The 24,921-nt window shown below is 37.4% G+C and carries 20 protein-coding genes; 12 read left to right on the top strand and 8 right to left on the bottom strand.

What is annotated here, in order from left to right; genetic code table 11:
* The first annotated feature begins 5 nt into the window (after nt 1-5).
* Together E3U55_RS13900 and E3U55_RS13895 are read left to right on the top strand one after the other, a co-directional pair.
* Nucleotides 6-1,751, top strand: a complete 1,746-nt coding sequence (locus E3U55_RS13900; RefSeq protein ID WP_134341087.1) for an adenine deaminase C-terminal domain-containing protein — start codon at nt 6-8, stop codon at nt 1,749-1,751.
* A gap of 86 nt (nt 1,752-1,837) precedes the next feature.
* Nucleotides 1,838-2,140, top strand: a complete 303-nt coding sequence (locus E3U55_RS13895; RefSeq protein ID WP_134341086.1) for a YerC/YecD family TrpR-related protein — start codon at nt 1,838-1,840, stop codon at nt 2,138-2,140.
* 334 nt (nt 2,141-2,474) lie between these two features.
* On the opposite strand, the gene crcB is transcribed toward E3U55_RS13895, so the two are convergent.
* From crcB to E3U55_RS13880, 3 genes are all read right to left on the bottom strand, one after another.
* Entirely contained in the window at nt 2,475-2,819 is a 345-nt protein-coding gene (gene crcB, locus E3U55_RS13890; protein WP_134341085.1) for a fluoride efflux transporter CrcB, read from the bottom strand.
* Nucleotides 2,816-3,208, bottom strand: coding sequence for a fluoride efflux transporter FluC (locus E3U55_RS13885; RefSeq protein WP_134341084.1), 393 nt, complete (start codon nt 3,206-3,208; stop codon nt 2,816-2,818). The genes crcB and E3U55_RS13885 overlap by 4 nt, the downstream gene beginning before the upstream one ends.
* Before the next feature lie 78 nt (nt 3,209-3,286).
* The gene (locus E3U55_RS13880; RefSeq protein WP_134341083.1) at nt 3,287-4,669 is read right to left on the bottom strand and encodes a glycine--tRNA ligase; all 1,383 of its coding nucleotides are present in this window, start codon (nt 4,667-4,669) and stop codon (nt 3,287-3,289) included.
* A 735-nt stretch (nt 4,670-5,404) separates the two neighbouring features.
* Between E3U55_RS13880 and pcrB the strand changes: the two genes are divergently transcribed.
* The 5 genes from pcrB to pruA all read left to right on the top strand — a co-directional run bounded on the left by pcrB (nt 5,405) and on the right by pruA (nt 13,118).
* Nucleotides 5,405-6,100 carry a heptaprenylglyceryl phosphate synthase gene (gene pcrB / locus E3U55_RS13875; protein WP_134341108.1) on the top strand — a complete coding sequence of 232 codons (696 nt, stop codon included), beginning with the start codon at nt 5,405-5,407 and terminating at the stop codon, nt 6,098-6,100.
* 15 nt (nt 6,101-6,115) lie between these two features.
* On the top strand, nt 6,116-8,344 hold the full coding sequence (gene pcrA, locus E3U55_RS13870) for a DNA helicase PcrA (protein WP_134341082.1): 2,229 nt from the start codon (nt 6,116-6,118) through the stop codon (nt 8,342-8,344).
* Nucleotides 8,345-8,358: 14 nt separating this feature from the next.
* On the top strand, nt 8,359-10,356 hold the full coding sequence (gene ligA, locus E3U55_RS13865) for an NAD-dependent DNA ligase LigA (RefSeq protein WP_134341081.1): 1,998 nt from the start codon (nt 8,359-8,361) through the stop codon (nt 10,354-10,356).
* 12 nt (nt 10,357-10,368) lie between these two features.
* Entirely contained in the window at nt 10,369-11,475 is a 1,107-nt protein-coding gene (locus E3U55_RS13860) for a CamS family sex pheromone protein (RefSeq protein WP_134341080.1), read from the top strand.
* A gap of 95 nt (nt 11,476-11,570) precedes the next feature.
* Complete coding sequence (gene pruA / locus E3U55_RS13855) at nt 11,571-13,118, top strand: L-glutamate gamma-semialdehyde dehydrogenase (protein ID WP_134341079.1); 1,548 nt, start codon at nt 11,571-11,573, stop codon at nt 13,116-13,118.
* A gap of 138 nt (nt 13,119-13,256) precedes the next feature.
* On the opposite strand, the gene E3U55_RS17580 is transcribed toward pruA, so the two are convergent.
* The 4 genes from E3U55_RS17580 to E3U55_RS13840 all read right to left on the bottom strand — a co-directional run bounded on the left by E3U55_RS17580 (nt 13,257) and on the right by E3U55_RS13840 (nt 16,993).
* Nucleotides 13,257-13,418 carry a hypothetical protein gene (locus E3U55_RS17580; RefSeq protein ID WP_194840926.1) on the bottom strand — a complete coding sequence of 54 codons (162 nt, stop codon included), beginning with the start codon at nt 13,416-13,418 and terminating at the stop codon, nt 13,257-13,259.
* Nucleotides 13,419-13,806: 388 nt separating this feature from the next.
* Nucleotides 13,807-14,481, bottom strand: coding sequence for a Dph6-related ATP pyrophosphatase (locus E3U55_RS13850; RefSeq protein ID WP_134341078.1), 675 nt, complete (start codon nt 14,479-14,481; stop codon nt 13,807-13,809).
* A gap of 21 nt (nt 14,482-14,502) precedes the next feature.
* Complete coding sequence (locus E3U55_RS13845; protein ID WP_134341077.1) at nt 14,503-15,636, bottom strand: DUF2927 domain-containing protein; 1,134 nt, start codon at nt 15,634-15,636, stop codon at nt 14,503-14,505.
* Between the two features lie 52 nt (nt 15,637-15,688).
* Nucleotides 15,689-16,993 carry an amidohydrolase family protein gene (locus E3U55_RS13840; RefSeq protein WP_134341076.1) on the bottom strand — a complete coding sequence of 435 codons (1,305 nt, stop codon included), beginning with the start codon at nt 16,991-16,993 and terminating at the stop codon, nt 15,689-15,691.
* Nucleotides 16,994-17,104: 111 nt separating this feature from the next.
* On the opposite strand from E3U55_RS13840, the gene E3U55_RS13835 reads away from it, so the two are divergent.
* Nucleotides 17,105-17,995, top strand: coding sequence for a helix-turn-helix domain-containing protein (locus E3U55_RS13835; RefSeq protein WP_134341075.1), 891 nt, complete (start codon nt 17,105-17,107; stop codon nt 17,993-17,995).
* A 94-nt stretch (nt 17,996-18,089) separates the two neighbouring features.
* Entirely contained in the window at nt 18,090-19,538 is a 1,449-nt protein-coding gene (locus E3U55_RS13830; RefSeq protein WP_134341074.1) for a polysaccharide deacetylase family protein, read from the top strand.
* A 147-nt stretch (nt 19,539-19,685) separates the two neighbouring features.
* Here the strand turns inward: E3U55_RS13830 and pepF are convergent, their stop codons facing one another.
* Nucleotides 19,686-21,503 (bottom strand): oligoendopeptidase F, encoded by a 1,818-nt coding sequence (gene pepF / locus E3U55_RS13825; RefSeq protein ID WP_134341073.1) that lies wholly within the window; start codon nt 21,501-21,503, stop codon nt 19,686-19,688.
* Between the two features lie 207 nt (nt 21,504-21,710).
* On the opposite strand from pepF, the gene E3U55_RS13820 reads away from it, so the two are divergent.
* The 3 genes from E3U55_RS13820 to gatC all read left to right on the top strand — a co-directional run bounded on the left by E3U55_RS13820 (nt 21,711) and on the right by gatC (nt 24,917).
* Nucleotides 21,711-23,102 carry a TldD/PmbA family protein gene (locus tag E3U55_RS13820; RefSeq protein ID WP_134341072.1) on the top strand — a complete coding sequence of 464 codons (1,392 nt, stop codon included), beginning with the start codon at nt 21,711-21,713 and terminating at the stop codon, nt 23,100-23,102.
* A 1-nt stretch (nt 23,103) separates the two neighbouring features.
* Nucleotides 23,104-24,450: a TldD/PmbA family protein gene (locus tag E3U55_RS13815; RefSeq protein WP_134341071.1), complete on the top strand. Its 1,347-nt coding sequence runs from the start codon at nt 23,104-23,106 to the stop codon at nt 24,448-24,450.
* A gap of 176 nt (nt 24,451-24,626) precedes the next feature.
* A complete protein-coding gene (gatC, locus tag E3U55_RS13810; protein WP_134341070.1) occupies nt 24,627-24,917 on the top strand; it encodes an Asp-tRNA(Asn)/Glu-tRNA(Gln) amidotransferase subunit GatC in 291 nt (96 codons plus the stop codon).
* Nucleotides 24,918-24,921: the final 4 nt, after the last annotated feature.

Below are 24,921 nucleotides of genomic sequence, written 5' to 3'. Positions count from 1 at the left end.
TTGCTATGAATGAGCATCTCTACAGATGGCGTAATCGACAATTGCGAGAACATGTTGCAGTCATCGATGGCCAGCTAGCACCAACAAAAGTTTTGAAGCAAGCAACATTTTTAAATGTTTTTATTAAAAAATGGCAAACAGCAAATATATGGATCTATGAAGATCGAATTGTGTATGTTGGTGAAGATTTACCAGAAAAAACATCACACAAAACCGAGATTATTGAGTGCCAGGGACAGTATCTTGTGCCAGGATATGTGGAACCGCATGCCCATCCATTTCAGTTATATAATCCCCATTCTTTAGCTGAATATGCACTTAAAACGGGTACAACCACGTTAGTCAACGATAATCTAATGTGGCTTTTATTATTAAATCAAAAGAAAGCGTTTTCTTTATTAGATGAAATGCAGCATTTACCCGTCTCAATGTTTTGGTGGTCACGGTTTAGCGCACAATCTGAACTAAGGGAAGAAGAAAACTTCTTAGAGCACGAGGAGGTTCTAAGATGGTTGAATCACGAGGCTGTTATACAGGGTGGCGAGTTAACCAATTGGCCAGATATTTTACATGAAGATGAACGCGGTCTATATTGGATGCAAGAAACCAAACGACTACGAAAACCTGTAGAAGGTCACTTTCCAGGTGCTTCAAAAAAGACATTAACAAAAATGAAACTTCTTGGGGCAGACGGTGATCATGAATCTATTTCAGGTGATGAATTATACCGTCGTTTAGAAATGGGATATTATGCAGCGATCCGCAACAGCTCTATTAGACCGGACCTAAGAAAAATCATTAAAGAGCTAAAAAATTATGATTTAAATGTATGGGACTACGTTCTATATACAACTGATGGCTCAACTCCATCATTTTATGAAGATGGTATTATTAATACATGTATTCAAATTGCGATTGATGAAGGTGTCCCAATAGAAGAAGCTTACTCGATTGCTACTATTAATCCTGCAAAATATTTTTCACTAGACAACCGTCTTGGCAGTATTGCCCCTGGTCGTGTAGCACATATTAACTTCTTGAAATCAAAAGAAGACCCTACACCAGTTTCAGTAATAGCAAAAGGGGAATGGGCAGTTAAAGATGGTCAGTACGTTGGTTTGTGTGACGATGTTGAGTGGGATAAGTTTGGATTAGACCAGATGAAGTTAGATTGGACATTAGACCCTGACGAATTAAGGTTTTCTATGCCGATTGGTATGGAAATGGTGAATGATGTTATTATGAAACCATACCCAATTAAGTCAGAAGCTGATAAAAATATGCTGGCTCGTTCTCAAGATGAAGCATATGTCATGTTAATTGACCGGGAAGGTGAGTGGAGAGTTTCTACTTTCTTAAAAGGGTTTACGAATAGACTCGGTGGGATTGTGAGTTCTTATTCGAATACAGGTGACATCATTCTAATAGGTAAAAGCAAAAGTGATATGACTCTAGCATTCAATCGAATGCAAGAGTTAGGAGGCGGAATCGTTATAGCGCACGGTGGAGAAATCATTTTTGAATTACCTCTTGGAATAAAAGGTGTTATGACTGACATCCCAATGGAAGAGTTAATCGAGAAAGAAAAGAAGATGAAGAAGCTGTTACAATCTTTTGGTTATGCGCATAGTGATCCAGTCTACACATTGTTTTTCTTGTCATCAACGCACTTACCTTATATTCGAATCACACCTGTTGGTATAATAGATGTCTTGAAAAAAGACATACTGTTTCCAGCGATCATGCGTTAAAATAGTTATAGATCTCTATATCTGAAAAAGGCACTGAAAAAAGACGTACCATTCGGAGTACATAGGAATAAAAGGAGGCATACATCATGCAAATTGATAAATTACGTGGAAGAGAATTGGACCAGCTTTTTGAAGCGATTCTTACTTTAAAAGATGTCGAAGAATGTTATCGATTTTTTGACGATGTCGCGACAGTTAATGAAATTCAAGCATTAGCACAAAGACTAGACGTAGCCCGTATGTTACGTCAAGGTCACACGTATCATCGTATTGAAGAAGAAACAAGTGCTTCTACAGCGACTATTTCACGTGTTAAACGTTGTTTAAATTATGGAAATGATGCTTATGAACTTGTTTTAGATCGACTTTATCAAGAAGAAGAAAAATAATGAGTAGAACCGCCCTAATTTTTAAAATTAGGGTGTTTTTTATGGGGTTATATTAATTCTACTGTTAAAAAGTATAGAATTCCTCTTTTATTCCCAGTGCATATTAAACGTATAGGAGGGTTTTTACCGTTCCTGTTGTAATGGACGTAACTAAATATTAAAAGTTTGGTGGAAGCCTCCCAAAGTATTAGTCCCGACAATAGCAGTATCAATAGGACTGGCTATCTCAATGTTATCAGTCATAAGGGAGAGTTCTTTGAATGGCTATGCAGGAGTTATGCACGGCTAAATACAACTTTTATTCATTATAGGAAAAAACATTTCACTTAAATGGCTATAATAAAAAATAGAACACCGAAAAGGCAAGAATTGAACCAGCTAGAGTAGTTAAAAGATAAGTTAATAAGATTGCCCACTTTTGTTTTTGAATAAGCTTCATAGATTCAACACTAAAAGTTGAGAATGTCGTAAAAGCTCCTAAAAATCCAACCGCGAAAAAGATGTATAATGTATCCGTTTTTAATAAATAAGCAAAGCAAATTCCTAACAGAGCTGAGCCAATTAAATTAACTGTAAACGTTGATAAGGGAAAGCTGGTCTTTTTATTAAATAGATTGACTACTTCATAACGAGAAACAGCCCCTATGGCGCCCCCTAGTGCAACAAGAAGAATGTTCATTGAGTTCCCCTCTTTTCTAGAATGTTTTTAATTAATATAAACCCAAGAATAGCAAGAAGGATACCGCAAATTACTGATAATAAGTTATACCATAAGAACATAGTCGTTTGCCCTTGTTCCAGTAAAATAGTGGCATCTGCTGCAAACATAGACATGGTGGTGAATGATCCACAAAAGCCGATACCGAAGAATAAATGTAATGATTGATTAGAACGACCATATAGATATGCTGTAATACCGCCCAGCAACAGACTTCCCAGCAAGTTTACAAGCAATGTCGCTATTGGAAAAGTTGTTGTTGTGAATAGTTGTGTAATGGAAGCTCGTAGCAGCGATCCTAGTGCACCACCAGTTCCGATATATGCCCACTCTTTAAATTTATATTTCATGATAGAACTCCTTTTGCTTTTCACTATTTTACCACTATTTTATAAAAGCCCCTATCCGTGGATAGAGGCTTTGTTGAATTAATAATTAACTTTTTCTTGTAAAAATGACTTAAGATCTGAAATTGGCATACGGTTTTGTTCCATCGTGTCACGGTCACGCACCGTTACTTGACCATCTTCTTTTGAATCAAAGTCATAAGTAATACAGAACGGTGTTCCAATTTCGTCATGACGACGATAACGTTTACCGATTGAACCAGACTCATCGTAATCGACCATGAAGTCCTGAGATAAATCAGCGAAAACTTCCTGTGCTTCTTCTGAAAGCTTTTTAGATAATGGGAAAACCGCTGCTTTAAATGGTGCGATTGCCGGGTGGAACTTCATAACGGTACGAGATGTACCATCTTCAAGTTCTTCATCTTCATAAGCATCAGCTAAAAATGCTAAAGCTAAACGGTCGGCACCTAATGCTGGCTCAATGACATATGGAACATAACGCTCATTCGATTGTTGATCAATATATTCCATGTCTTCGCCTGAATGCTCAGCATGCTTCTTTAAGTCGTAATCTGTACGTGATGCAATTCCCCATAATTCTCCCCAACCAAATGGGAATTGATATTCAAGATCAGTTGTTGCGTTACTATAGTGAGAAAGCTCATCATCATCATGCACACGGCGACGAACTTTTTCTTGGTCCAGCCCTAAATTAGTTAACCAATTATGACAGAAGTCTAACCAGTAGTTATACCATTCCATTTCTTCGCCCGGCTTACAGAAAAACTCCATCTCCATTTGTTCGAATTCACGTGTACGGAAAATGAAGTTACCTGGTGTAATTTCGTTACGGAAACTCTTACCGATTTGGGCAATACCAAAAGGTACTTTCTTACGCATAGAGCGCTGAACATTTTTGAAGTTTACAAATATACCTTGTGCCGTTTCAGGGCGCATATAGATTTCATCTGAAGAATCTTCCGTTACACCTTGGTAAGTTTTGAACATTAAGTTAAACTGACGAATTTCAGTGAAGTTGTCAGAACCACATGTCGGGCACGTGATACCTTCTTCTTTAATGATGTTTTCTAATTCATCAAAAGGCAAGCCGTCAACAATACGCTCCTCACCTTTAGATTCGAAGTAGTTTTCAATTAAATGGTCAGCGCGATGGCGTGACTTACAATCTTTGCAGTCAATCATTGGGTCATTGAAGTTACCTAAGTGACCTGATGCTTCCCAAGTTTTTGGGTTCATTAAAATGGATGCATCTAATCCAACGTTGTACGGTGATTGTTGGACGAATTTTTTCCACCATGCATCTTTTAAGTTTTTCTTTAATTCAACACCTAATGGGCCGTAATCCCAAGTGTTTGCTAGTCCGCCATAGATTTCAGATCCTTGAAAAACAAAGCCGCGATGTTTCGCGTGATTAACGAGTTGTTCCATATCTTTCGCCATAGGTTTAGCCTCCTTATAGTAATTAAAGATTAACTATGTTAAAGTTCAATGTTGATTTTAGTGAGATTGATTGAGTTGTTGAATTGTGATGAGCGAAGGTGGCGACTCCTGTGGGAACAGCACGAGCGGAAGATCCACTTTGAGTTTGCACCTGCGTCTTCCAGTTATGCTTCGAAGTTAGCTTCCTCGGTACAAGACTGCACAGAAGCTAACTCAAGAAGTTGTCTAGCTGAAGCCGTGCCCACGGAAAGCGTCCACCGAAAGTGAATCACAATATCAACAACGGACTTTAACAGAGCTTAAAGAATAAAAACAAAAAACTCCCGTCCACTTGGGCCTTTAATAGCCCAGGGACGAGAGTATATCTCCCGCGGTTCCACCCTGATTGACATGCGCTTACATGTCCTCTTTCAGAACGAAAAACTCCAGGTTGCCGTTTCACTAAACTGTACTTTCAGGCTCACACCATCCCTGAATCGCTTTAAAGTATGGAGTCCAGCTACTATTGACCTTTCAACGTTTTATGTAATTTGCTTTCTTATGTTAGCATATTATACCACTCTTCTCAAGTTTTATGTAGATTGAAAACCGCAAGTAAAATAATATTGCACCTGCATATTCTCAGGAGTGAATGTAACAAAATTAACATGTTAATACTGAGAATCAACGATGAAAGATTAACCTAATTTCTGATATAATGATAGAGCGAAGAATCAGTTGGAGGAATATGATGTGATTGAAGATTATAGACGGTGGAGACATGTGTTTAAACTGGATCCAAATAAAGAAATATCTGATGAAGATTTAGAAGCCATCTGTGAATCAGGAACGGATGCCATCATTGTTGGTGGTACAGATGATGTGACTTTAGATGATGTGTTAAACACCTTGGCTAGAGTTCGACGCTTCACAGTCCCGTGCGCCCTAGAGGTATCGAATCTGGAATCCGTTACCCCAGGATTTGATTTTTATTTCATCCCGATGGTGTTAAATAGTGAAGACCGTAAATGGATTATTGGCTTACACCAGGAAGCGGTGAAAGCTTATGGTGAGTTCATTGAATGGGACGAGCTTTTAGCAGAAGGGTATATCATGCTTAATCCTGAATCAAAAGCTTATCAATATACGAACGCATTAAAAACGGACGAGGAAGATGTTGTTGCTTATGCGCAAACGGCAGAAAAACTAATGAACCTTCCATTTGTCTATCTTGAGTATAGTGGTACATATGGTGACCCTGACTTAGTGCAAGAGGTACACGAAGCTTTAGATGATGCCATTTTAATATATGGTGGAGGCATCGAAACGAAACAACAAGCGACAGAAATGGCAAAAAGAGCTGATATTGTTGTTGTGGGAAATGTCATTTATGACGATATTAAAGCAGCACTGAGAACAGTGCATGCAGTTAAAAAAGTTAATTCGAAATAAAGGTGGTTATTTACGTTGAGTTTAACGGCAAATGAAATTTTAAGTGGCATGAATCAACCGCAACAAGAGGCGGTTCAACATACAGAAGGACCATTACTGATTATGGCCGGTGCAGGAAGTGGTAAGACACGTGTTTTAACACACCGAATTGCATACCTTTTAGCTGAAAAAGATGTTGCACCATACAATGTGTTAGCTATTACCTTTACAAATAAAGCAGCACGCGAAATGAAAGATCGTGTCGAGCGCTTAGTCGGAGCGGATGCTAAGAATATCATCATGTCTACATTCCACTCATTATGCGTGAGAATTTTACGTCGTGATGGTGATCGGATTGGACTCGATCGCAACTTCGCGATATATGATATGACGGACCAGCTGACTGTAGTTAAAGAATCACTACGTATGAACAATGTTGATTCAAAACAATATGATCCAAAAACCGTTCTTTTCACCATAAGCGGTTTTAAAAACCAATTGAAGGACCCAAAAGAGGCAAAATCTGAAGCGAACAACTATTATGAGGAAGTCATTGCACAGCTTTATGAAACATATGAAGCGATTTTACGAAAAAACCAAGCGATTGATTTCGATGGTTTAATCATGGAAACGTTCAATTTGTTCAAGCGTGTTCCAGAAGTTCTAACCTTTTATCAAAATCGTTTTCAGTACATACATGTTGATGAGTATCAAGATACGAACCAAGCTCAATATCAATTAGTCAAAATGTTAGCTTCTCGCTATAAAAACTTATGTGTAGTAGGAGATTCGGACCAATCAATTTATAAGTGGCGTGGGGCTGATATTTATAATATTTTATCGTTTGAAGAGGACTACCCTAATGCCAAAGTGATTTTACTTGAACAGAACTATAGATCAACGAGAGTAATCTTAGATGCCGCTAATACCGTCATTAAAAATAACTCTTCTAGAAAACCAAAAGAACTTTGGACGGATAACCCGGACGGTACTAAAATACGTATGTTTGAAGCGTTTGATGAAAGACAAGAAGCACGTTATGTTGTCGATCAAATTCAAGAAATCACTGAAGATGGAAAGAGAGACTACAAAGATTTCGCTGTTTTATATCGCACTAACGCTCAGTCGCGTGCGATGGAGGATGTATTGATGAAATCGAACATCCCGTATCAAATTATTGGCGGAACTAAGTTCTATGATCGTAAAGAGATTAAAGATCTACTTGCTTATTTACGACTAATTGCCAACCCTCATGATGACATCAGCTTCATGCGTGTCGTTAATGTACCGAAGCGAGGGGTTGGAAAGACCTCGGTACAAAAACTGCAAATGCATGCAGAGATGAGTGATGTGTCATTATTTGATGCAGTACTTGAATCAGATTTCTCCGGAATCTCTAAAAAAGCTGTTAATCAGCTGCATGCGTTTCGTGAGTTAATCGAACAATGGCAAAAGCAACAGGAATTCCTCGGTGTCACCGAATTGGTGCAGGAAGTCTTAACGCGTTCAGGTTATGAAGAAGAATTGAAGAAAGATAAATCAATCGAAGCTCAAGGGCGTCTAGAAAATCTAGATGAGTTTAAAACGGTAACGCAGCAGTTTGAAGAAGCGAGTGAGGATCAATCATTAATCGCATTTTTAACTGACTTAGCGTTAGTATCCGACTTAGATAATACAGATGATGAAACAGATAATAAAGTGACCTTAATGACTCTCCACTCAGCAAAAGGACTTGAGTTTCCAATTGTATTTTTAATTGGTTTGGAAGAAAATATCTTCCCTCACAGTCGCTCATTATTTGACGATGAGGAAATGGAAGAGGAACGCCGATTAGCCTATGTAGGTATTACTCGTGCAGAACAATTGCTTTACATGACTTATGCATCATCACGCAGATTCTTTGGTCGTATTCAAAGCAATCAGCCAAGTCGTTTTATTGATGAAATTCCTGTTGAATTGATCGAACGAGAAGGTACGTTGAGCGGAATGACCTTCCAAACTGGCGGTAGCTTCGAACAAGCAATTAATAATCTATCGGATCAAAAAGAAGCACCAAAACCAAAGCGTAAAGCTAAAAAGATGGAGCGTCCAAAACAGCGACAAAGCTGGGCACCTGGTGATAAAGTAGAGCATAAAAAATGGGGCCAAGGAACCGTGGTGAAAATTGAAGGAAGCGGTGAAGATACTGAACTGGATATCGCATTCCCATCTCAAGGTGTAAAACGTTTACTTGCCAACTTTGCGCCCATTAACAAAATCGAATAAAGAGGTGGCCTTTCATGAATCGTGAAGAAGCTACAAAAAGAATAGAAGAATTAAGAGATGAACTACACAAATATAACTATGAATACCATGTGTTAGACCAGCCTTCTGTGCCTGACCATGTCTACGATCAAAAACTGCACGAACTGATTACAATCGAAGAGGAGTTCCCAGAGCTGTTAACCGATGATTCACCGAGTCAACGGGTTGGTGGAAAGCCTCTAGATAAGTTTGAGAAAGTCAATCACGAAGTTCCTATGCTCAGTTTAGGAAATGCTTTTGGTGAAGATGATTTACGTGACTTTGACCGTCGTATTCGTGAACGTGTGGATAATTATCGCTATGTGTGTGAATTGAAGATTGACGGACTTGCGATTTCATTACGATATGAGAACGGCAAGTTTGTTCAAGGTGCGACGCGCGGTGACGGTAAAACAGGGGAAGATATCACGAATAACTTGAAAACCATTCGAAGCATTCCTTTAAAAATTCATGAGGAAGAAACGATAGAAGTTCGTGGAGAAGCGTTTATGCCTCAGAAATCTTTCTTAGCATTGAATAAAGCTCGCGAAGAAAATGGCGATGAGGTTTTTGCTAATCCAAGAAATGCTGCGGCTGGGTCCTTAAGACAATTAGATCCAAAAATTGCAGCTAAACGTAATTTAGATATATTCGTTTACAGTGTTGGAAAATGGGAAGCAGGGTCTATTGGAAGTCATAGTGAACGTTTAGAATACTTGAAGAAGTTAGGGTTTAAAACGAATCCAGAAACGAAGACATTTGATTCCATTGAAGAAGTTATTCAATACACAGAAGAGTGGACGGTTAAACGCAGTGAACTGGACTATGAAATCGACGGAATCGTTATTAAAGTCGATTCGATTGATCAACAAGAAGAGCTAGGCTTTACGGCTAAAAGTCCGCGTTGGGCAATTGCTTTTAAGTTTCCGGCTGAAGAGGCGATTACAAAACTGCATGATATTGAATTGAGTGTAGGGCGAACTGGAGCTATTACCCCAACAGCCATTTTGGAGCCAGTACAAGTTGCTGGCACAACTGTACAACGCGCGTCATTACACAATGAAGATTTAATTATAGAAAAAGATATTCGCATCGGCGATACAGTTGTCATTAAAAAAGCGGGAGATATCATTCCAGAAGTCGTACGTGTTGTTGAAGATGAACGTACTGGGAATGAAAAAGTTTTCCGTATGCCAGAAAACTGTCCAGTCTGCGGTAGTCAGTTAGAAAAGATTGATGACGAAGTAGCGTGGCGTTGTATGAACCCGAACTGTGAAGCCCAATTAAAAGAGGCTTTGATTCATTTTGTTTCGCGGAATGCTATGAATATCGACGGTTTAGGGGAGAAGGTTATTGAACAGCTTTTTGACAATGATTTAATTCATACGATAGCTGATTTGTACAAGCTAGACCGCAATGATCTGCTTAACCTTGAACGAATGGGTGAGAAATCTGTCAGCAATTTATTAAGTGCGATTGAAGCTTCTAAAGACAATTCATTTGAACGCCTCTTATTTGGATTAGGTGTTCGTTATGTTGGAAGTAAAGCAGCCGATACATTAGCCTCTTACTTTAAAATAATAGATGGTTTAATGGAAGCAACCATAGAAGATTTAGAAGCAGTGCCAGAGATTGGTACGAAAATGGCTGAATCGATCGCAGCATATTTCAGCAAGCCCCAAGTAGACGATTTAATTCAAGACCTTAAATCATTAGGTTTAAATATGGAATACTTAGGAGCTACAACAGAAGCTAGTGAAGATTCGATTTTTTATAATAAAACCGTAGTTCTGACAGGGAAATTAGAAACATTAACACGTGGTGAAGCCAAAGAACGAATTGAAGCGCTTGGAGGAAATGTTACGGGTAGTGTGTCTAAGAAGACGGATATATTAGTAGCAGGGGAAGATGCCGGCTCTAAATTAGCTAAGGCTAAAAAGTTAGATGTTGAAGTATGGAATGAACAACAATTGATGGATGCATTTAATGCATAGGGGGTGGAATTTATGAAGAAGGTAGCATTACTACTTGCGATTACCTTGATGATTTCTGGTTGTTCACCAAAGTTTGAGTCAGATGAAGAAGTGGTGCAAGACAACACAGAAAATCCAGAAGAAGAACAGCGCTCAATTGTGCCGAGTCAAATCTCAAAAGGCCAATATCAAACCATTTTACCTTATAAACCTAGCGCTGCCAGAGGGATTATAACAAGGCAAGTAGCGAACCGTTATGATATTGATGAGTTAGAACAAGGCTTAATCAGACATGCGAAGGGGACGTTTGACCCTGAAAAATATTTGTTTCAAGAAGGACAATATCTAACATCTGAATTAATATACAAATGGATTGATGAGCTTAATCCAGAAAAGAAAAATAGTAAAAGTCGTGAATATCATGAAAATAATCCCCGTGTATTTTCTCATATTGTAGAACATAACTATTTAGTTCGCGGGGATGGGAATCGTGTTGAACTAGCAGGTATAGCTATAGGTGTGGCACTTAAATCGGAATATCAATTTGATATAGAAGGCCGAGATTATATTCAATCCATTAGTAAAGAACAGATGCTTGAAACAGGTAAAGAAGTCACTGAAAGTTTATTAACTAGAATTAGAAAAATAAAAGAGTTACAAGATGTACCTGTTATGGTAGCTCTATATAGACAAAATACAAATAATGCCATCATCCCAGGTAATTTTGTTGCTAAAACTGAGGTTGAACCATCAGCGCAGATCGTTGATGAGTGGACCTCTATTGATGAGAAGTATGTGTTATTCCCGTCGAATGAGGCTGAAACAGACTTCTATGATCATTCTGAAATGATGAAGGAATTTAGGCAATCCGTTCAAAACTACTTTCCGAATTATATTGGTGTAATCGGAAAGGGGTTTTATGTTGATGATAAGTTAAAAGAATTAACTATTAACATACCAATTGAATTTTATGGAAAACAAGAAGTCGTTGGGTTTTCTCAACATGTCTACGGATTAATACTTGAACATTTCCCTAACAATTTTGACCTTGAAATAACAGTCGAATCACAAAAAAGGCAGGAAGCCGTTCTTGTACGCAAAGCTGGAGAAGATGAACCAATGATTCACATTTATCAATAATCTAGTTTGTTCGATTTGATTGACTATAAGATTTCGTTTAGAATAGACAATGGAAGCGCTACAATAGCGATAAAAGAATTTAAGGAGGCTTTATTATGGTACAACCATATCGTCATGAACCATTTACAGATTTCACAGTTAAAGAAAACGCGAAAGCAATGGAAGAAGCTATAAGCCAAGTTAAAAAAGAATTGGGTCAAGATTACCCATTAATTATTGGTGGCGAACGCATCTATACAGACAACAAGATCGTTTCATTTAACCCAGCAAAGAAAGATGAAGTTGTTGGTAATGTATCAAAAGCTGATAAAGAATTAGCTGAAAAAGCTATGCAAGTTGCAGACGAAACTTTCCAGTGGTGGAGAAAATCTACTGCACAAATGCGCGCAGATATCCTATTCCGTGCGGCAGCGATTGTTCGTCGTCGTAAGCATGAATTCAGTGCTTGGATTATTCACGAAGGTGGTAAGCCATGGAAAGAAGCGGATGCTGATATCGCAGAAGGTATTGACTTCCTAGAATACTATGGTCGTCAAATGCTAGAAATTGATAAAGGTAAAGAAATTGTGAGCCGTCCTATTGAAAATAACCGCTTTGGTTATATTCCATTAGGTGTTGGCCTAGTCGTTTCACCTTGGAACTTCTTATTCGCAATTATGTGTGGTACAGCTGTATCACCAATGGTGACAGGTAACACTGTACTATTAAAGCCAGCAAGTGCAACACCAGTAATTGCTTATAAATTAATGGAAGTACTTGAAGAAGCAGGTATGCCAGCAGGCGTTATTAACTACATCCCTGGTAGCGGTAGTGAAATCGGTGACTACTTAGTAGAACACCCTAGAACTCGTTTCATTAGCTTCACAGGTTCTCGTGATGTTGGTACGAGTATCTATGAAAAAGCAGCAAAAGTTCAACCTGGTCAAAAGTGGCTAAAACGCGTTGTAGCTGAAATGGGTGGTAAAGACACTATGATCGTTGATAGCGATAGTGACCTAGAATTAGCTGCAGAATCAATCATGAACTCAGCATTCGGTTTCCAAGGACAAAAATGTTCAGCATGTTCTCGTGCTGTCGTACATGAAGATGTTTACGATGAAGTACTAGAGCGAGTGACTGAGTTAACAAAAGAAATTGATCTTGGTAATACAACTGAAAAGAACTACTTTATGAGTGCAGTAGTAGATAAAGGTGCTTATGATAAAATTATGGGTTACATCGACACTGGTAAGAACGAAGGTAGACTAGTTCACGGTGGTAAAGGTGACGACTCAAAAGGTTACTTCATTGAACCTACAATCTTTGCTGATGTTGATCCAAAAGCAACAATCATGCAAGAAGAAATCTTTGGTCCAGTTGTTGCATTCACTAAAGCGAAAGACTTCAACGAAGCGCTTGATATTGCAAACAACACAGACTACGGTCTAACAGGTGCAGTTATTACCAATAACCGTAACCACATCGAAATGGCTAAAGAGGACTTCCACGTAGGTAACCTATACTTCAACCGTGGTTGTACTGCTGCTATCGTTGGTTATCACCCGTTCGGTGGTTTCAACATGTCAGGTACAGACTCTAAAGCTGGTGGACCAGATTACCTTTACAACTTCATGCAAGGTAAAACTTACTCAGAAATGCTTTAAAAAATGGTTCATAACCTGAAAAAAAGGTTATAATTATTATAGAGATGTATAAAATGATTAAGGGAAGGAAATGCTAATGCATTCCTTCCCCCATTTGTGCAGTTTACGCCACAAGGCTGTGGCTAACGAAAACACACGTTATGCAAATCTAACTCGCTGTCTTGCTTCCGCTAAAAGCAAGGCAGCTTCTTTTTTGCCAATAAACATGACCATTGGCAAGACGATTACAGGCGTATCTGACATCGTAGTCAAACCACCCATTACCGCCAGTATTACAAACATGTATTCGTAATACTTCACGATGAACCCCTCCTTTCATCGCTATTGTCCAAACGACAGGACCAGGGCAACAATCCACTGCCTTGCTTTATAAACTGCTTGGTTTAATTATAACAATATTCTGACTATTTAATCATGATGCTATAGTACGGTTAACATATAAATTTTAAACCTATAGGATAAAAATACCATTAGTTAATTATAACTGTAGTTATAATTTTTTGAACTAAGAAATAGTGTCATAGCAACAATCCTGAAAAAAGAATTATAAAATTTTAGGAATTGTAGTCTTAATTAACTAGTTTGAATAGGTCAAAGGTAGATAATTGTATAATTGGAATAAAAGACCTATTTGACTAAAATGCTATTGGCTAAAGCGTATTTATAAGGTAAAATTTTAAAGTTAAGATTAATTTGATTTTTGAATGATTAAGTCCTGATAAGTATAAAATTCTTCATCAACTTGGTTGTTTGTTGTTTTAACAGGTAGTGGTTTACTAAACAATGGCCCATCAATTACAAAAGTATGAAACTCACCATTTTCACCACATGGATCAACTTCCTTTGGAAAAGAATCTAGTAGCTTTTGGTCAATGACTTTTCCTAAAAATTTTCGAGGGACTTTATTGGGATCGATAGTTGTGATCATTGTTTGGTATCCTAATTCTAAAAATTCATCCATTAATCGAGTGGTGTTGGTTCCCCAAAGAGGGAAAATGGGTTTAATATGTCCACTCGCTAACTTTTCCTCTCTGTAAGACCGAATATCTTCAAGGAATATATCACCGAAAGCCACATGTGTCATTCCAGCATTTTCAGCTTCAGACATGACTTGAGCCATTTTTTCCTCATAAATGTTATTTGTGCAATTCTTAGGGAGATAAACTTTTTTAATCGGAAAACCAAGAGATTGGGCTTGTAAATCTATTAATTCTTCTCGAATTCCATGAATGCTGCTTCGTTTGAATTCTTCACTTAAAGTGATTAAAAGATACTCAACACTGTAATCTGGATTGTTTATTAGTCTATGAAGTGTAAGCATTGAATCCTTGCCACTACTAAACGAGACCATAACTTTATTCATACAAAACACCTCAAGTTCATTTTAATTATCACGGATTCGATCTTTAAATAGATCTGTTACTTCCTTTTCTGTCATTCCTACTTTTACGTCAGGTCGATATAAAATTTCAATAACTTTTTTATCTAATTTTGAGAAGTCCTGATTATTTACCTCAGCCTCAGTTTCATAGAAGATGCTATTTTTATATTTTGTAGAATCATTACCTAAACCTAACACTTGAGTCATTTCCTCTCTAATATGGTGATTTCGGTTTTCTTGATCTGATCCAAATGTGCCAATGGCGATTTTAGCCTGATTAATCTGTCCACGTTCACCTTTATAATATCTAAAGTAAGCCCAGTTCCCCAGAACAGCCCCAGGAATATATTTTCTGAAATCACCTTGTGGTACGAAATACATATTGATGTTCGCTTTGTTTTCTACGATGTTAATAGTTAGTGGGGTTAGCTGTTCTAGCTCATCGATTACTTTTTGTATGGTTTCAATATCCTTCTGTGTGGGATTTCCAATGATTTCGATATTAATATCATCAAGCCATTTTGTTATATATGGTGAGCCACCATATTCAGCTCCAAAAGCAATTTCCTTAAAATATTCGAATGCCTCTTGTGAGTAAGTAGTCTGGTCGATCGTGAATTTTATTTGCTTTTTTGTGGACAGTTCATTTTTGTTCTTGGTTGCTATTACTGTAAATGTATATTCTCCATCCTCTTTTATCTCAGTACCCAAGTTATAATCGTTGCCGTTAAGTTTATAGTTATAGGAAATCCCTTGTTTTTCTTCGACATGAATTTTTACAGGTTTCATGTATACTTCATTATTTTTGACTCCTGTAATATCAGGATTGGCTGGAGGTGTTGTATCAATTTCAAAAGAGATTGATGTAGTAGTTGAGGCTTCGCCTTTAGATGCTATAACTTCAAACGTGTGCTTACCTTCAACGTCATATGAATCTCCAAAATTATATGTTTTCCCATCGATTTTTGCATTGTACTCAACATCATCTTTTTCCTCTTCCAACTCTATTTGCACTGAGCTATTATAAACCTCACCATCTTTCACACCAATAATGCTAGGTTTTTTAGGTGGTTCCTCTTCAACGCAACCAACAAGTAAAAGAAAAATGCCAAGAATTATGATGATAAGTTTCCGCACATTAATACCCCCATAGTAAGTAAATTATTATGTTTAGTGTAACAAAAATTTATTAATTCATTTGTTCTTCAAAATCTTTTATAAAAGTATCTAGTTTATTTTTGATTAATTGTTCATCAGGATTCATATTTAACAATTCTTCTTGTTGATATAGTTTACCGCCTTTAATAATGGAGTCTATCTCTCTTGCATGCTTGATATTTAAAAGAGGGTGAGAATCTAATACTAATAGGTCAGCAACTTTACCGGGTGCAATCACACCTAAGTCATCATAGTTTATTGATTGGGCGGCTGTAATGGTTGCAGATTGTAATGCTTGAAGCTCAGATAATCCAGATTCTACTAATAATTCGAGCTCACGGTGCAATGCCATACCTGGATAAGTCCAGACACCAGCCGGAGTATCGGTGCCTGCAACAACCGTTCCTCCAAGGTCGTAATAAGTTTTTGTTATGGCTTTAATATATTCAGTTTGACACCCTATTTGTTGTTTAAGAGCATCTGCATATTGTGATATTTGTTCCCATTGATTAAGCAGCGCTTCGTTGATAAACCTTTCATCACTTCTCCAATACTTAGGATACCTGTTCGCTTGATCATAAACGACTGTAGTAGGGCAAAGAAACGCATCATATTTAAGCATTTCTTCACAAACTTCTTGAATTTTATCTAGGTTTGGATGTTCTAAATCTATTTGATCTCTAACTTCGGCACCAGATAAAGGAGACCATTCAGGATACATTGCTTGCATGAAGCCTGAATTGTGCTCAAACCACTTTACTCCCATTTTCGCTGCTTCCAAAGCATTCACCTGTGTTGAATGAATCAAGTCACAGCTCACTTCAACACCATGTTGATGCGCTTCACTCGTAACAGCTTCCATGACTTCCGGACTCAACAAACCATATACTTTGATGAACTGAGCACCTTCTTGTATTTGTCTTCGAACTTCAGACTTTGCCTCATTAGGGTCGCTTGCATTCAGGCTATATGGACTTGTTGGTCCCCATAATCCTGGAGGGCCATCTATTAATCTGTCTGCTGAATAAACTCTGGGTGTAGGAGCATGACTTGGTGCCTGAATTAAGTCTCGTAATTCTATAACATTTCCTGCTGTGTTTCTAACTGTAGTCACTCCAACTGCAGTAAATAGATGCGCAAAACCTTCTTTGATGTGGCAATGCATATCGATTAAGCCGGGGATGATGTATTTACCTTCTAAATTAATCACTTCATCCGCATCATCTTGAAATTGACCAATCTGAAGTATTCGATCATTTTTAATTAAAATAGAATTTCTGCTCACTTCACCACTATGCACATCAATAACATTTCCGTTTTTTAGTAGAAGACTCATATAATCATTCCTTTTCTAGAAAATTGTAACTAAAGTATAGACGTTATACATTTATAAATTGTAAAATTTTCATATAGTGGAAATTTGATGTGCTAAGGAGTTTGAAGCTGTATGCTAGAAAGTTACGGTTCAACATTTCGAGAGATTCGTAAACAGAAAGGTTTTACCTTACAAGAGTTAGCAGAAGGAATTGTGTCTGTTTCCTTTCTATCAAAATTTGAGAGAGATCAATCTGAGATTTCTTTAAGTTTATTCAAGCTGTTATTAAGTCGCTTAGCAGTTAGCTTCGATGAATTCTTTTATTTACATAATGAGAATGCCGATCATTTTGAAAAGTTTTTCAAACGAATACAAGAAGCTTATTTAGAAGAAGATGTGTCTTTTCTCGAACAAATGAAATATAAACAACTATCGATTTGGAAAAACACAAAGGCTCGTACCGCCAGATGTAACGTGATTGCCATTGAAAGGTTAATAGATCTTATTAAAAAGCAAACCATATCAAGTTCTGATGAGGATATTCAGTTTTTATATGATTTTCTATTTAATGTTGAGGTTTGGGGAAAATATGAGCTTCTTTTGTACAATCTGACGATGCATCTATTACCAATAGAAATGGTTATAACTTTATCAAGAACAGCATATAAGAAAAGTGCGAGATATCAAGGAATGAAAAATGGAAAACAAATGGTTGCTACAGTGTTATTAAATACAATGGTTACTTTAACTGGTATTCCAAATCAAACGGTTCACCCTTATGCAGAGGAATTTTTAAATTACTTAGAACAAATCAATTTAGATGATGTGGATATTGCTGAAAAATTATCCCGAAAGAGTGTAAGAGGGTATTACGAGTTAAAAACAGGCAACATAAGCAAAGGAGAAGAAATAATTCGAGCGGTGATTTCGTTTTATAGAACGCTTGAATCTCATCAATTAGCAGATAAAGAAGAGAAGTATCTAGAATTTTATTTAAACCATATTAAATTGAGGAAAAAGTAAAGGGTAATCCCTTTGCTTTTTTTGTTGTTAAAAGTGCTTATTTCCTAAAACTGGACATACATTAGTAGAAGTTTAGACTCAGGAGGTATGTTCGGTGCTTGGAGTAAATATCTATCAACTATTAGCGACAATATTTATGTTAAATCTATTAGTCTATCTAGAGCCTGCTTCGATTCATGAAGAAAGTGAGATTGAAGTTTTAACTCAGACTGTAATTTATGAAGAAAGTAGTCTTGAGGCCACTGTCATAGGCAAATTAGAACCGCAAAAGATAAAAGTTTTAAGTAGAACAAATAATTTTTATCAAGTTAAAACACCAGAGGGAGATTATTGGATTCGACCTCAGAAAGTGATAGATGAACATGGGATTAAACGTATGTATTTACATGAAAACTATTATCTCTACCACGGTCCAAAGGCTTCATATAAAATGACCTCACAACTATCACCGCAATATGTTCAAGTTATTAATGAAGATGGTGATTGGGTTAAGATTAAAACGTGGTTAGGTGAAAAATATATTAACACGAATGAAGATGCATTACATCATACTATTCAAGTCTTAACACGAACTAGTTTTTATGAGAAAGCTGATAAACAATCTATTAAAGTTAATGAAATATCTCCACAAGAAGTACAAGTCCTTAATAAAACAAAACGTTATTTTAAAATTAATACGTGGTTGGGAGACTATTGGATTCAACCTAAAAAGTACATAGATGAACATGGTGTTACTAAGTATTATGTTGATAAAAAACAATATCTTTATAATGCGAAGGACGTTAATACAAAAACACAACATAGCGTTGCGCCACAATATGTTACGTTAGTCGATGAAACGGATGATTGGTTGAGAATCAAAACATGGTTGGGTGAAAAATATATTTATAAACATGAGCAAATGAATTCTAGTAAAGGAAAGATAGCTTATTTAACGATTGATGATGGCCCCAATCAATATACTGAGAGAATCTTAAATATTTTAAAGAAGTATCAAGCGAAGGCGACATTTTTTATGTTGGAACCGAATATGAGGAGTTACAAACAGTTAGTGAAACGCATGGTCAATGAAGGGCATTTCACAGCACTTCACAGTGTAACCCATAATCAATATAAACTCTATCATGGAAGTGCATACAGTCCTGTTTGGGAGATGGAAGCGGCTCGGAAAACGTTGAAAAACATTACAGGTGAAAATCATTATTTAGTTCGTGTTCCTTATGGTAGTGCGCCATTTATGACACGACCATTTAGAAATGCTCTCGTGGAGTATAACTATAAAATGTGGGACTGGACAATTGACTCTCAAGATTGGAAATATTCGAATGCAGAGTATTATCACATTGTTAATAATGTCAAAAAGGGATTGATATCTGTAGAGAGACGGGGCGAAGATGTCGTTATTTTATTGCATGATCGCAGTCAGACCGTAAAAGCTTTGCCTTATATTATCGAGTACTTGCAAAATAAAGGCTACCAATTAGAAGCTTATAGTGAAGACGAGCATATTCCGGTAAATTTTTGGGATGATAAGAGGTTGTAATTGGGTTAGTGTCCAATACTTAAAAATTAGTGTCCAATACTTCAATTTAGTGCCCAATAGTTTAAAATTAGTGACCAATATTTCATATTAGTGTTCAATACCTATTTTAAGTGATAATGAAATCCCCTGCCTCGGCAGGGGATTAACTTATTTAGTCATGGATTCTTGATAACTTTTTTCTAATTCATCAACTAATGATCCAACATAACCAACAGCCTTTTGAATCGGTTCAGGAGTTGTCATGTCGACACCAGCGTATTTCATAAGTTCTTGTGGTGTCTTTGTACCACCAGCTTTAAGCACTTCTAACCAACGATCGATTGCCGGTTGGCCTTCTTCCTTGATCAACTGCGATACCGCTGTTGATGCTGTTAAACCAGCTGAATACGTGTATGGATATAATCCCATGTAGTAGTGAGGCTGACGCATCCAAGTTAAGGACGCACCTTCATCAAGTTCCACCTCGTCACCCCAGAAGTTAGCTAAAGCTTCGCGTTTTTGTTCCTTAAGTACGTTAGCTGTTAATGGTACACCTTGTTCAGCTAAGTCGTAAACGCGACGCTGGAATTCGCCTTCAAGCAGGTGAGTTACAAAGTTATGATAGTACGTGCCAAGGAGTTGTAAAACAATCCAACGGCGCATGCGTGGATCATCATTGTTTTCTAACAAGTGATCAGCTAAAAGCATTTCGTTCATTGTGGAAGGAGCTTCAACGAAATACGTTGATGGTCGTGTGTTAAACACGCGTTGGTTTTTATTTGCCAGATAGAAGTGACCCGCGTGACCTAGTTCGTGTGCCAGGATGAATCCACCTCGCATCGCACCTGTCCAAGTTAGTAAAATGAATGGGTGATGTCCATACGGGCTTGCACAAAAAGCACCTGTCGATTTACCCACGTTGTCAGCATAGTCAACCCAACGCTCAGTAAGACCTTTTTTCATAATCTCAGTGTATTCAGGACCCATAACCGATAGGGCTTCTAAAATGGTTTCACTCACGTCTTCATAAGTCGATTTCGGATCGAACTCTGGATCAAGTGGTGCTTTTAGGTCTGCGAATGTCATTTTATCCAAACCTAGTACTTCTTTTTTCATTCTGGCAAAGCGACGCATATGTGGTGCTAGTTCTTTTTGAATCACGTCTAACTGGTTATGGTACATTTCTTCAGTAACTTTCTGAGGTTGCAGTAGCATTTGTGTGACATTGTCATAGCCACGAACCTTTGCCATTTGTACTTGTTTCTTTACCTCAGTGGCATAGGTTGCCGCATACGTGTTTTGATACTGTTTTAATGTATTAACAAATGATTCGTATGCACTGCGTCTAATGTTTGTATCAGATGATAATTCGTACTCATCTTCAAATAACGCAAACGAATTCGAATACTCTTCACCATTTGCTTCAAAATTGTCGAACTGCATATCTGATGACTTGCTCCGTTGATAGATTGTATACGGTGCTCCGTGAACTTCACTTAGAGAAGCTAAAACCTCTTCTGTTTCAGGTGAAAGGGTATAGGGTTTTCGCTCCAGCAAGTCATTAAGTACTTGCTCGTAAATTTTTAAATCATCATTTTCCTCTAAGTACTTTTCTAGAGTTCCTTCAGGTAATGCTAGAATTTCAGAATCAATGAAAGATAACGATGCTCCAACTCTAGCTAGTGCTGAAGCCATTTTGCCAGAATTCGCTTGATTATCTGGGTTCGTACCATCCTCTGATGCACGAAGGTTAGCGTATGTAGCTACAGGAATGATTTTTTCTTGAAGGGCTGATGAAGCTTCTAAACAGTTAAAAAGAACATCAGGACCTTCATGTAATCTCCCTTTATATTGAGTGACACTTGGGACTTGTTCTTCTACATTTTTCAAAGTTTGTTCCCAGTCTTCTGTTGTCTCAAATAAATCTTCTACTCTCCACGTTTGTTCTACAGGTACTTCAGAACGTTTTAATCTTTCCTTTGCCATAATAAATTCCTCCCCAAATATAAAAAGTATTTCGTATTGCTAAATATTATAAAGGAAAAAGACTTGCTTGTGTTAAAGTATACAGAATTTTTTATAAAATATTATAAAATTCAGACTCTAGACTTACAACTTTTCATTCTATAAACGGCTGAATATTTGGAAAAATAAGTTACAATAGTTGGTAATAGGAAAAAAGGGGGAGAGCAAATGTTAAGCCAATCTCTTGTGCAAGATGTTCTAAATGAAGCTTTAACAACGGGTGGAGATTTTGCAGAAGTATTTGTTGAAGATCGATTAACGAATAATTTGTCGTTACAAGGTGGATTAGTAGAGAACAGTTTATCAGGTCGAGATTTCGGTGTGGGGATTCGTTTGTTTAAAGGTTTTCAGAGTACTTATACATACACAACGGATTTCACGAAAGAAGGAATGTTAAAGGCAGCAAAGCGAGTAGCACAAACAGTGCATGGAGACCAACTACTAAAGATTACAGACTTTGGACAGCAACAAGTAAAGGTGCTTCATCCAATTCAACAAATGCCACAATCAGTGGATAAAGTGCGAAAAGTAAACGTGCTGAAGAAAGTACATGAGTCAGCCAGTCAGTACAGTGATTTAATTACTCAAGTAAGTATTCGTTTAAAGGATGAGGAGCAGAACGTCTTGATTGCAAACTCTGAAGGGGCGTTTATTGAAGATCAACGTGTGAGGAATATTCTAACCGTGCAATCGATTGCTTCTGAGAAAAGCCGCATGGAATCTGGTTATATTAATACGGGTGCTTTGGCAGGTTTAGAACATTTAGAAAGTATTGATGTTAATTTTTATGGAAGTGAAGCGTCACGTATAGCTGCAACGATGTTAGATGCTGACCCATGCCCGAGTGGAACGTTTCCAGTTGTAATCGATAATAAATTCGGGGGAGTTATTTTCCATGAAGCTTGTGGACATAGCTTAGAAGCCTCTGCAGTGGCCAAGAATAAATCCGTTTTCTCTAATAAACTAGGTGAGAAAGTAGCTTCTGACTTAGTTACTTACATCGATGATGGTACTCTTCAGAATGAGTGGGGATCAATCAATATTGATGATGAAGGTGAAGCTGCTAGGCGAAATGTGTTAATTGAAAATGGGATTTTGAAAGGTTATTTAGTAGATAAGTTAAATGCTAGAATCATGAACACAGATATTACTGGTTCAAGTCGCAGAGAGTCCTATCGTTTTGCCCCGACTTCGAGAATGACTAATACATTTATTGCACCAGGTGAATCAACTCGTGAAGATATTATTTCGAACACGGAATATGGGATTTTTGCCAAGTATATGGGTGGAGGACAAGTAAACCCAGCCACTGGTGATTACAACTTTGGGGCCGAAGAAGCCTACATTATTAAAAACGGTAAAATTGACCGTCCAGTGCGCGGTGCCACATTAATAGGAAATGGTGCAGAAACACTTAAGAAAGTTGATATGGTTGGAAATAATCTCGGACATGGTGCTGGCATGTGTGGAGCATCTTCTGGTGCGGTTCCGGTCAACGTAGGACAACCGACATTAAGAGTAAGTGAGCTTACAGTCGGTGGAACAAAGGGGGATGCCTAGTATGAACTTAACCGATTTTAAAGTACGCCTATTTGAAAAGGCACAAACTAAAGGCTTTACAGATGTTGAATTATACTATGAAAAAAAGAAACAATTTACTAGTTTATTAGATCAAGGTGAGGTAGATCAATTCTCAGTTTCAGAAGTTATGGGGTTATCATTTAGAGGATTATATGATGGAAAAATGGGCTATGCCTATAGTGAAAAGCTAGATGATTTTTCTATAGATTTTTTGCTGGATAATGCTAAGGAAAATGCTTTGATTCTTGAAAATGAAAATCAAGAAAAGATATTTGCAGGCAACAGTAATTATCCTGATGCTAATTTTTATACAGAGGAATTGAATCAATTCAGCTATGAAGAATTAGTGGAATTTTTGAAAATTGTAGAGAGCTTTGTTTATAAAGAGGACACTAGAGTAGTGGGGACAGGATTTTTAGGAATACAGTCCAGCGAAATTGAGAAAGCTCTATTTAATAGTAAAGGTATCTCCCTAATGGAGCGAAGAAATTTATTAGCTACAGGTGTCAGTTTAATCGTAAAGGAGGGCGACCTAACAAAATCAGGCGCGTACGAGAAAATACTATATGACTTATCTGAAACTACCGCAATAGACATAGCTAAAAAAGGTGTGAATGAAGCTATTTCTTATCTGAATCCTAGAAGTATTGAAAATAGAAAGTATAAGGTGTTACTAAGAAATGATGCGGCCACAGCTATCTTGAGTTCATTTTCACCAGTGTTTTCAGCAGAAAATGTTCAAAATGGACGTTCGCTATTAAAGGATAAAGTGGGTGAAATGATAGCTGGGGATAATATTACTTTAATTGATGACCCACTGCATCCAGACGGTAATATGAGTCGTAATTTTGATGCAGAGGGTGTGGCTACTAAAACGGTAACTGTTGTCGAAAAAGGAAGATTAAATACGTTATTCCACAATCAAAAAACAGCTCAAAAAGAAGATGTAGAGACTACTGGCCACGCCTATAAAGAATCATATAAAGATGCGTTAACTGTAGCGACCTCTAACTTTTATTTAAAACCAGGTGACCAATCGTATGATGAATTAATCAAAAGTATAGATGAAGGTGTCATCATAACTGAGCTTTCTGGACTACACTCTGGAGTCAATGAAATTTCAGGTGATTTCTCAATCGCCGCTAAAGGCTACTATGTTAAAGACGGAAAGGTTGAAGGAGCAACCAACCAATTAACCGTTGCCGGGAATTTTTACGACTTACTGAACGATGTTAAACAAATTGGTTCAGATTTAGAATTAGCTAAAAGGTTTGGTTCTGCCTCCCCTTCCTTGTTAATAAATCAGTTGTCCATTACATCAGAATAAAGTTCAAAATTACCTGATCGAATTCGGTCAGGTAATTTTTTGTTTTAACAGGGCAAATCATGTTATTTAACCGTCGATTAGTGTTAGAATGTTAATGGGGAAAATATTGTCACAGCAAGCTAAGATTTGCTATTATTTATAGTATTGTGAGTTAAATTGTACGGAGGTGCAGGACATTGTCAAAGATTTCTAAAGATCAAGTAAAACACGTAGCCAATTTGGCGCGTCTAGCGATTACTGAAGAAGAAGCTGAGAAATACAGTGAACAGTTAAGTGCGATTATTGGTTTCAGTGAACAATTAAACGAGCTTGACACTTCAGGTGTTGAGCCAACGACTCATGTTTTAGATATGAAAAATGTACTAAGAAAAGATGAGCCGAAAGAATGGATTTCAAAAGAAGAAGCACTGAAAAATGCACCGGACAAGCAGAACGGTCAGTTCAAAGTGCCATCGATCTTAGACTAAGGAG

The sequence above is a fragment of the Filobacillus milosensis genome, from assembly GCF_004402015.1.
GTDB lineage: Bacteria > Bacillota > Bacilli > Bacillales > Alkalibacillaceae > Filobacillus > Filobacillus milosensis.
Note: the sequence above shows the minus strand (reverse complement) of the source record. Positions and strands in the feature narration are given on the sequence as shown.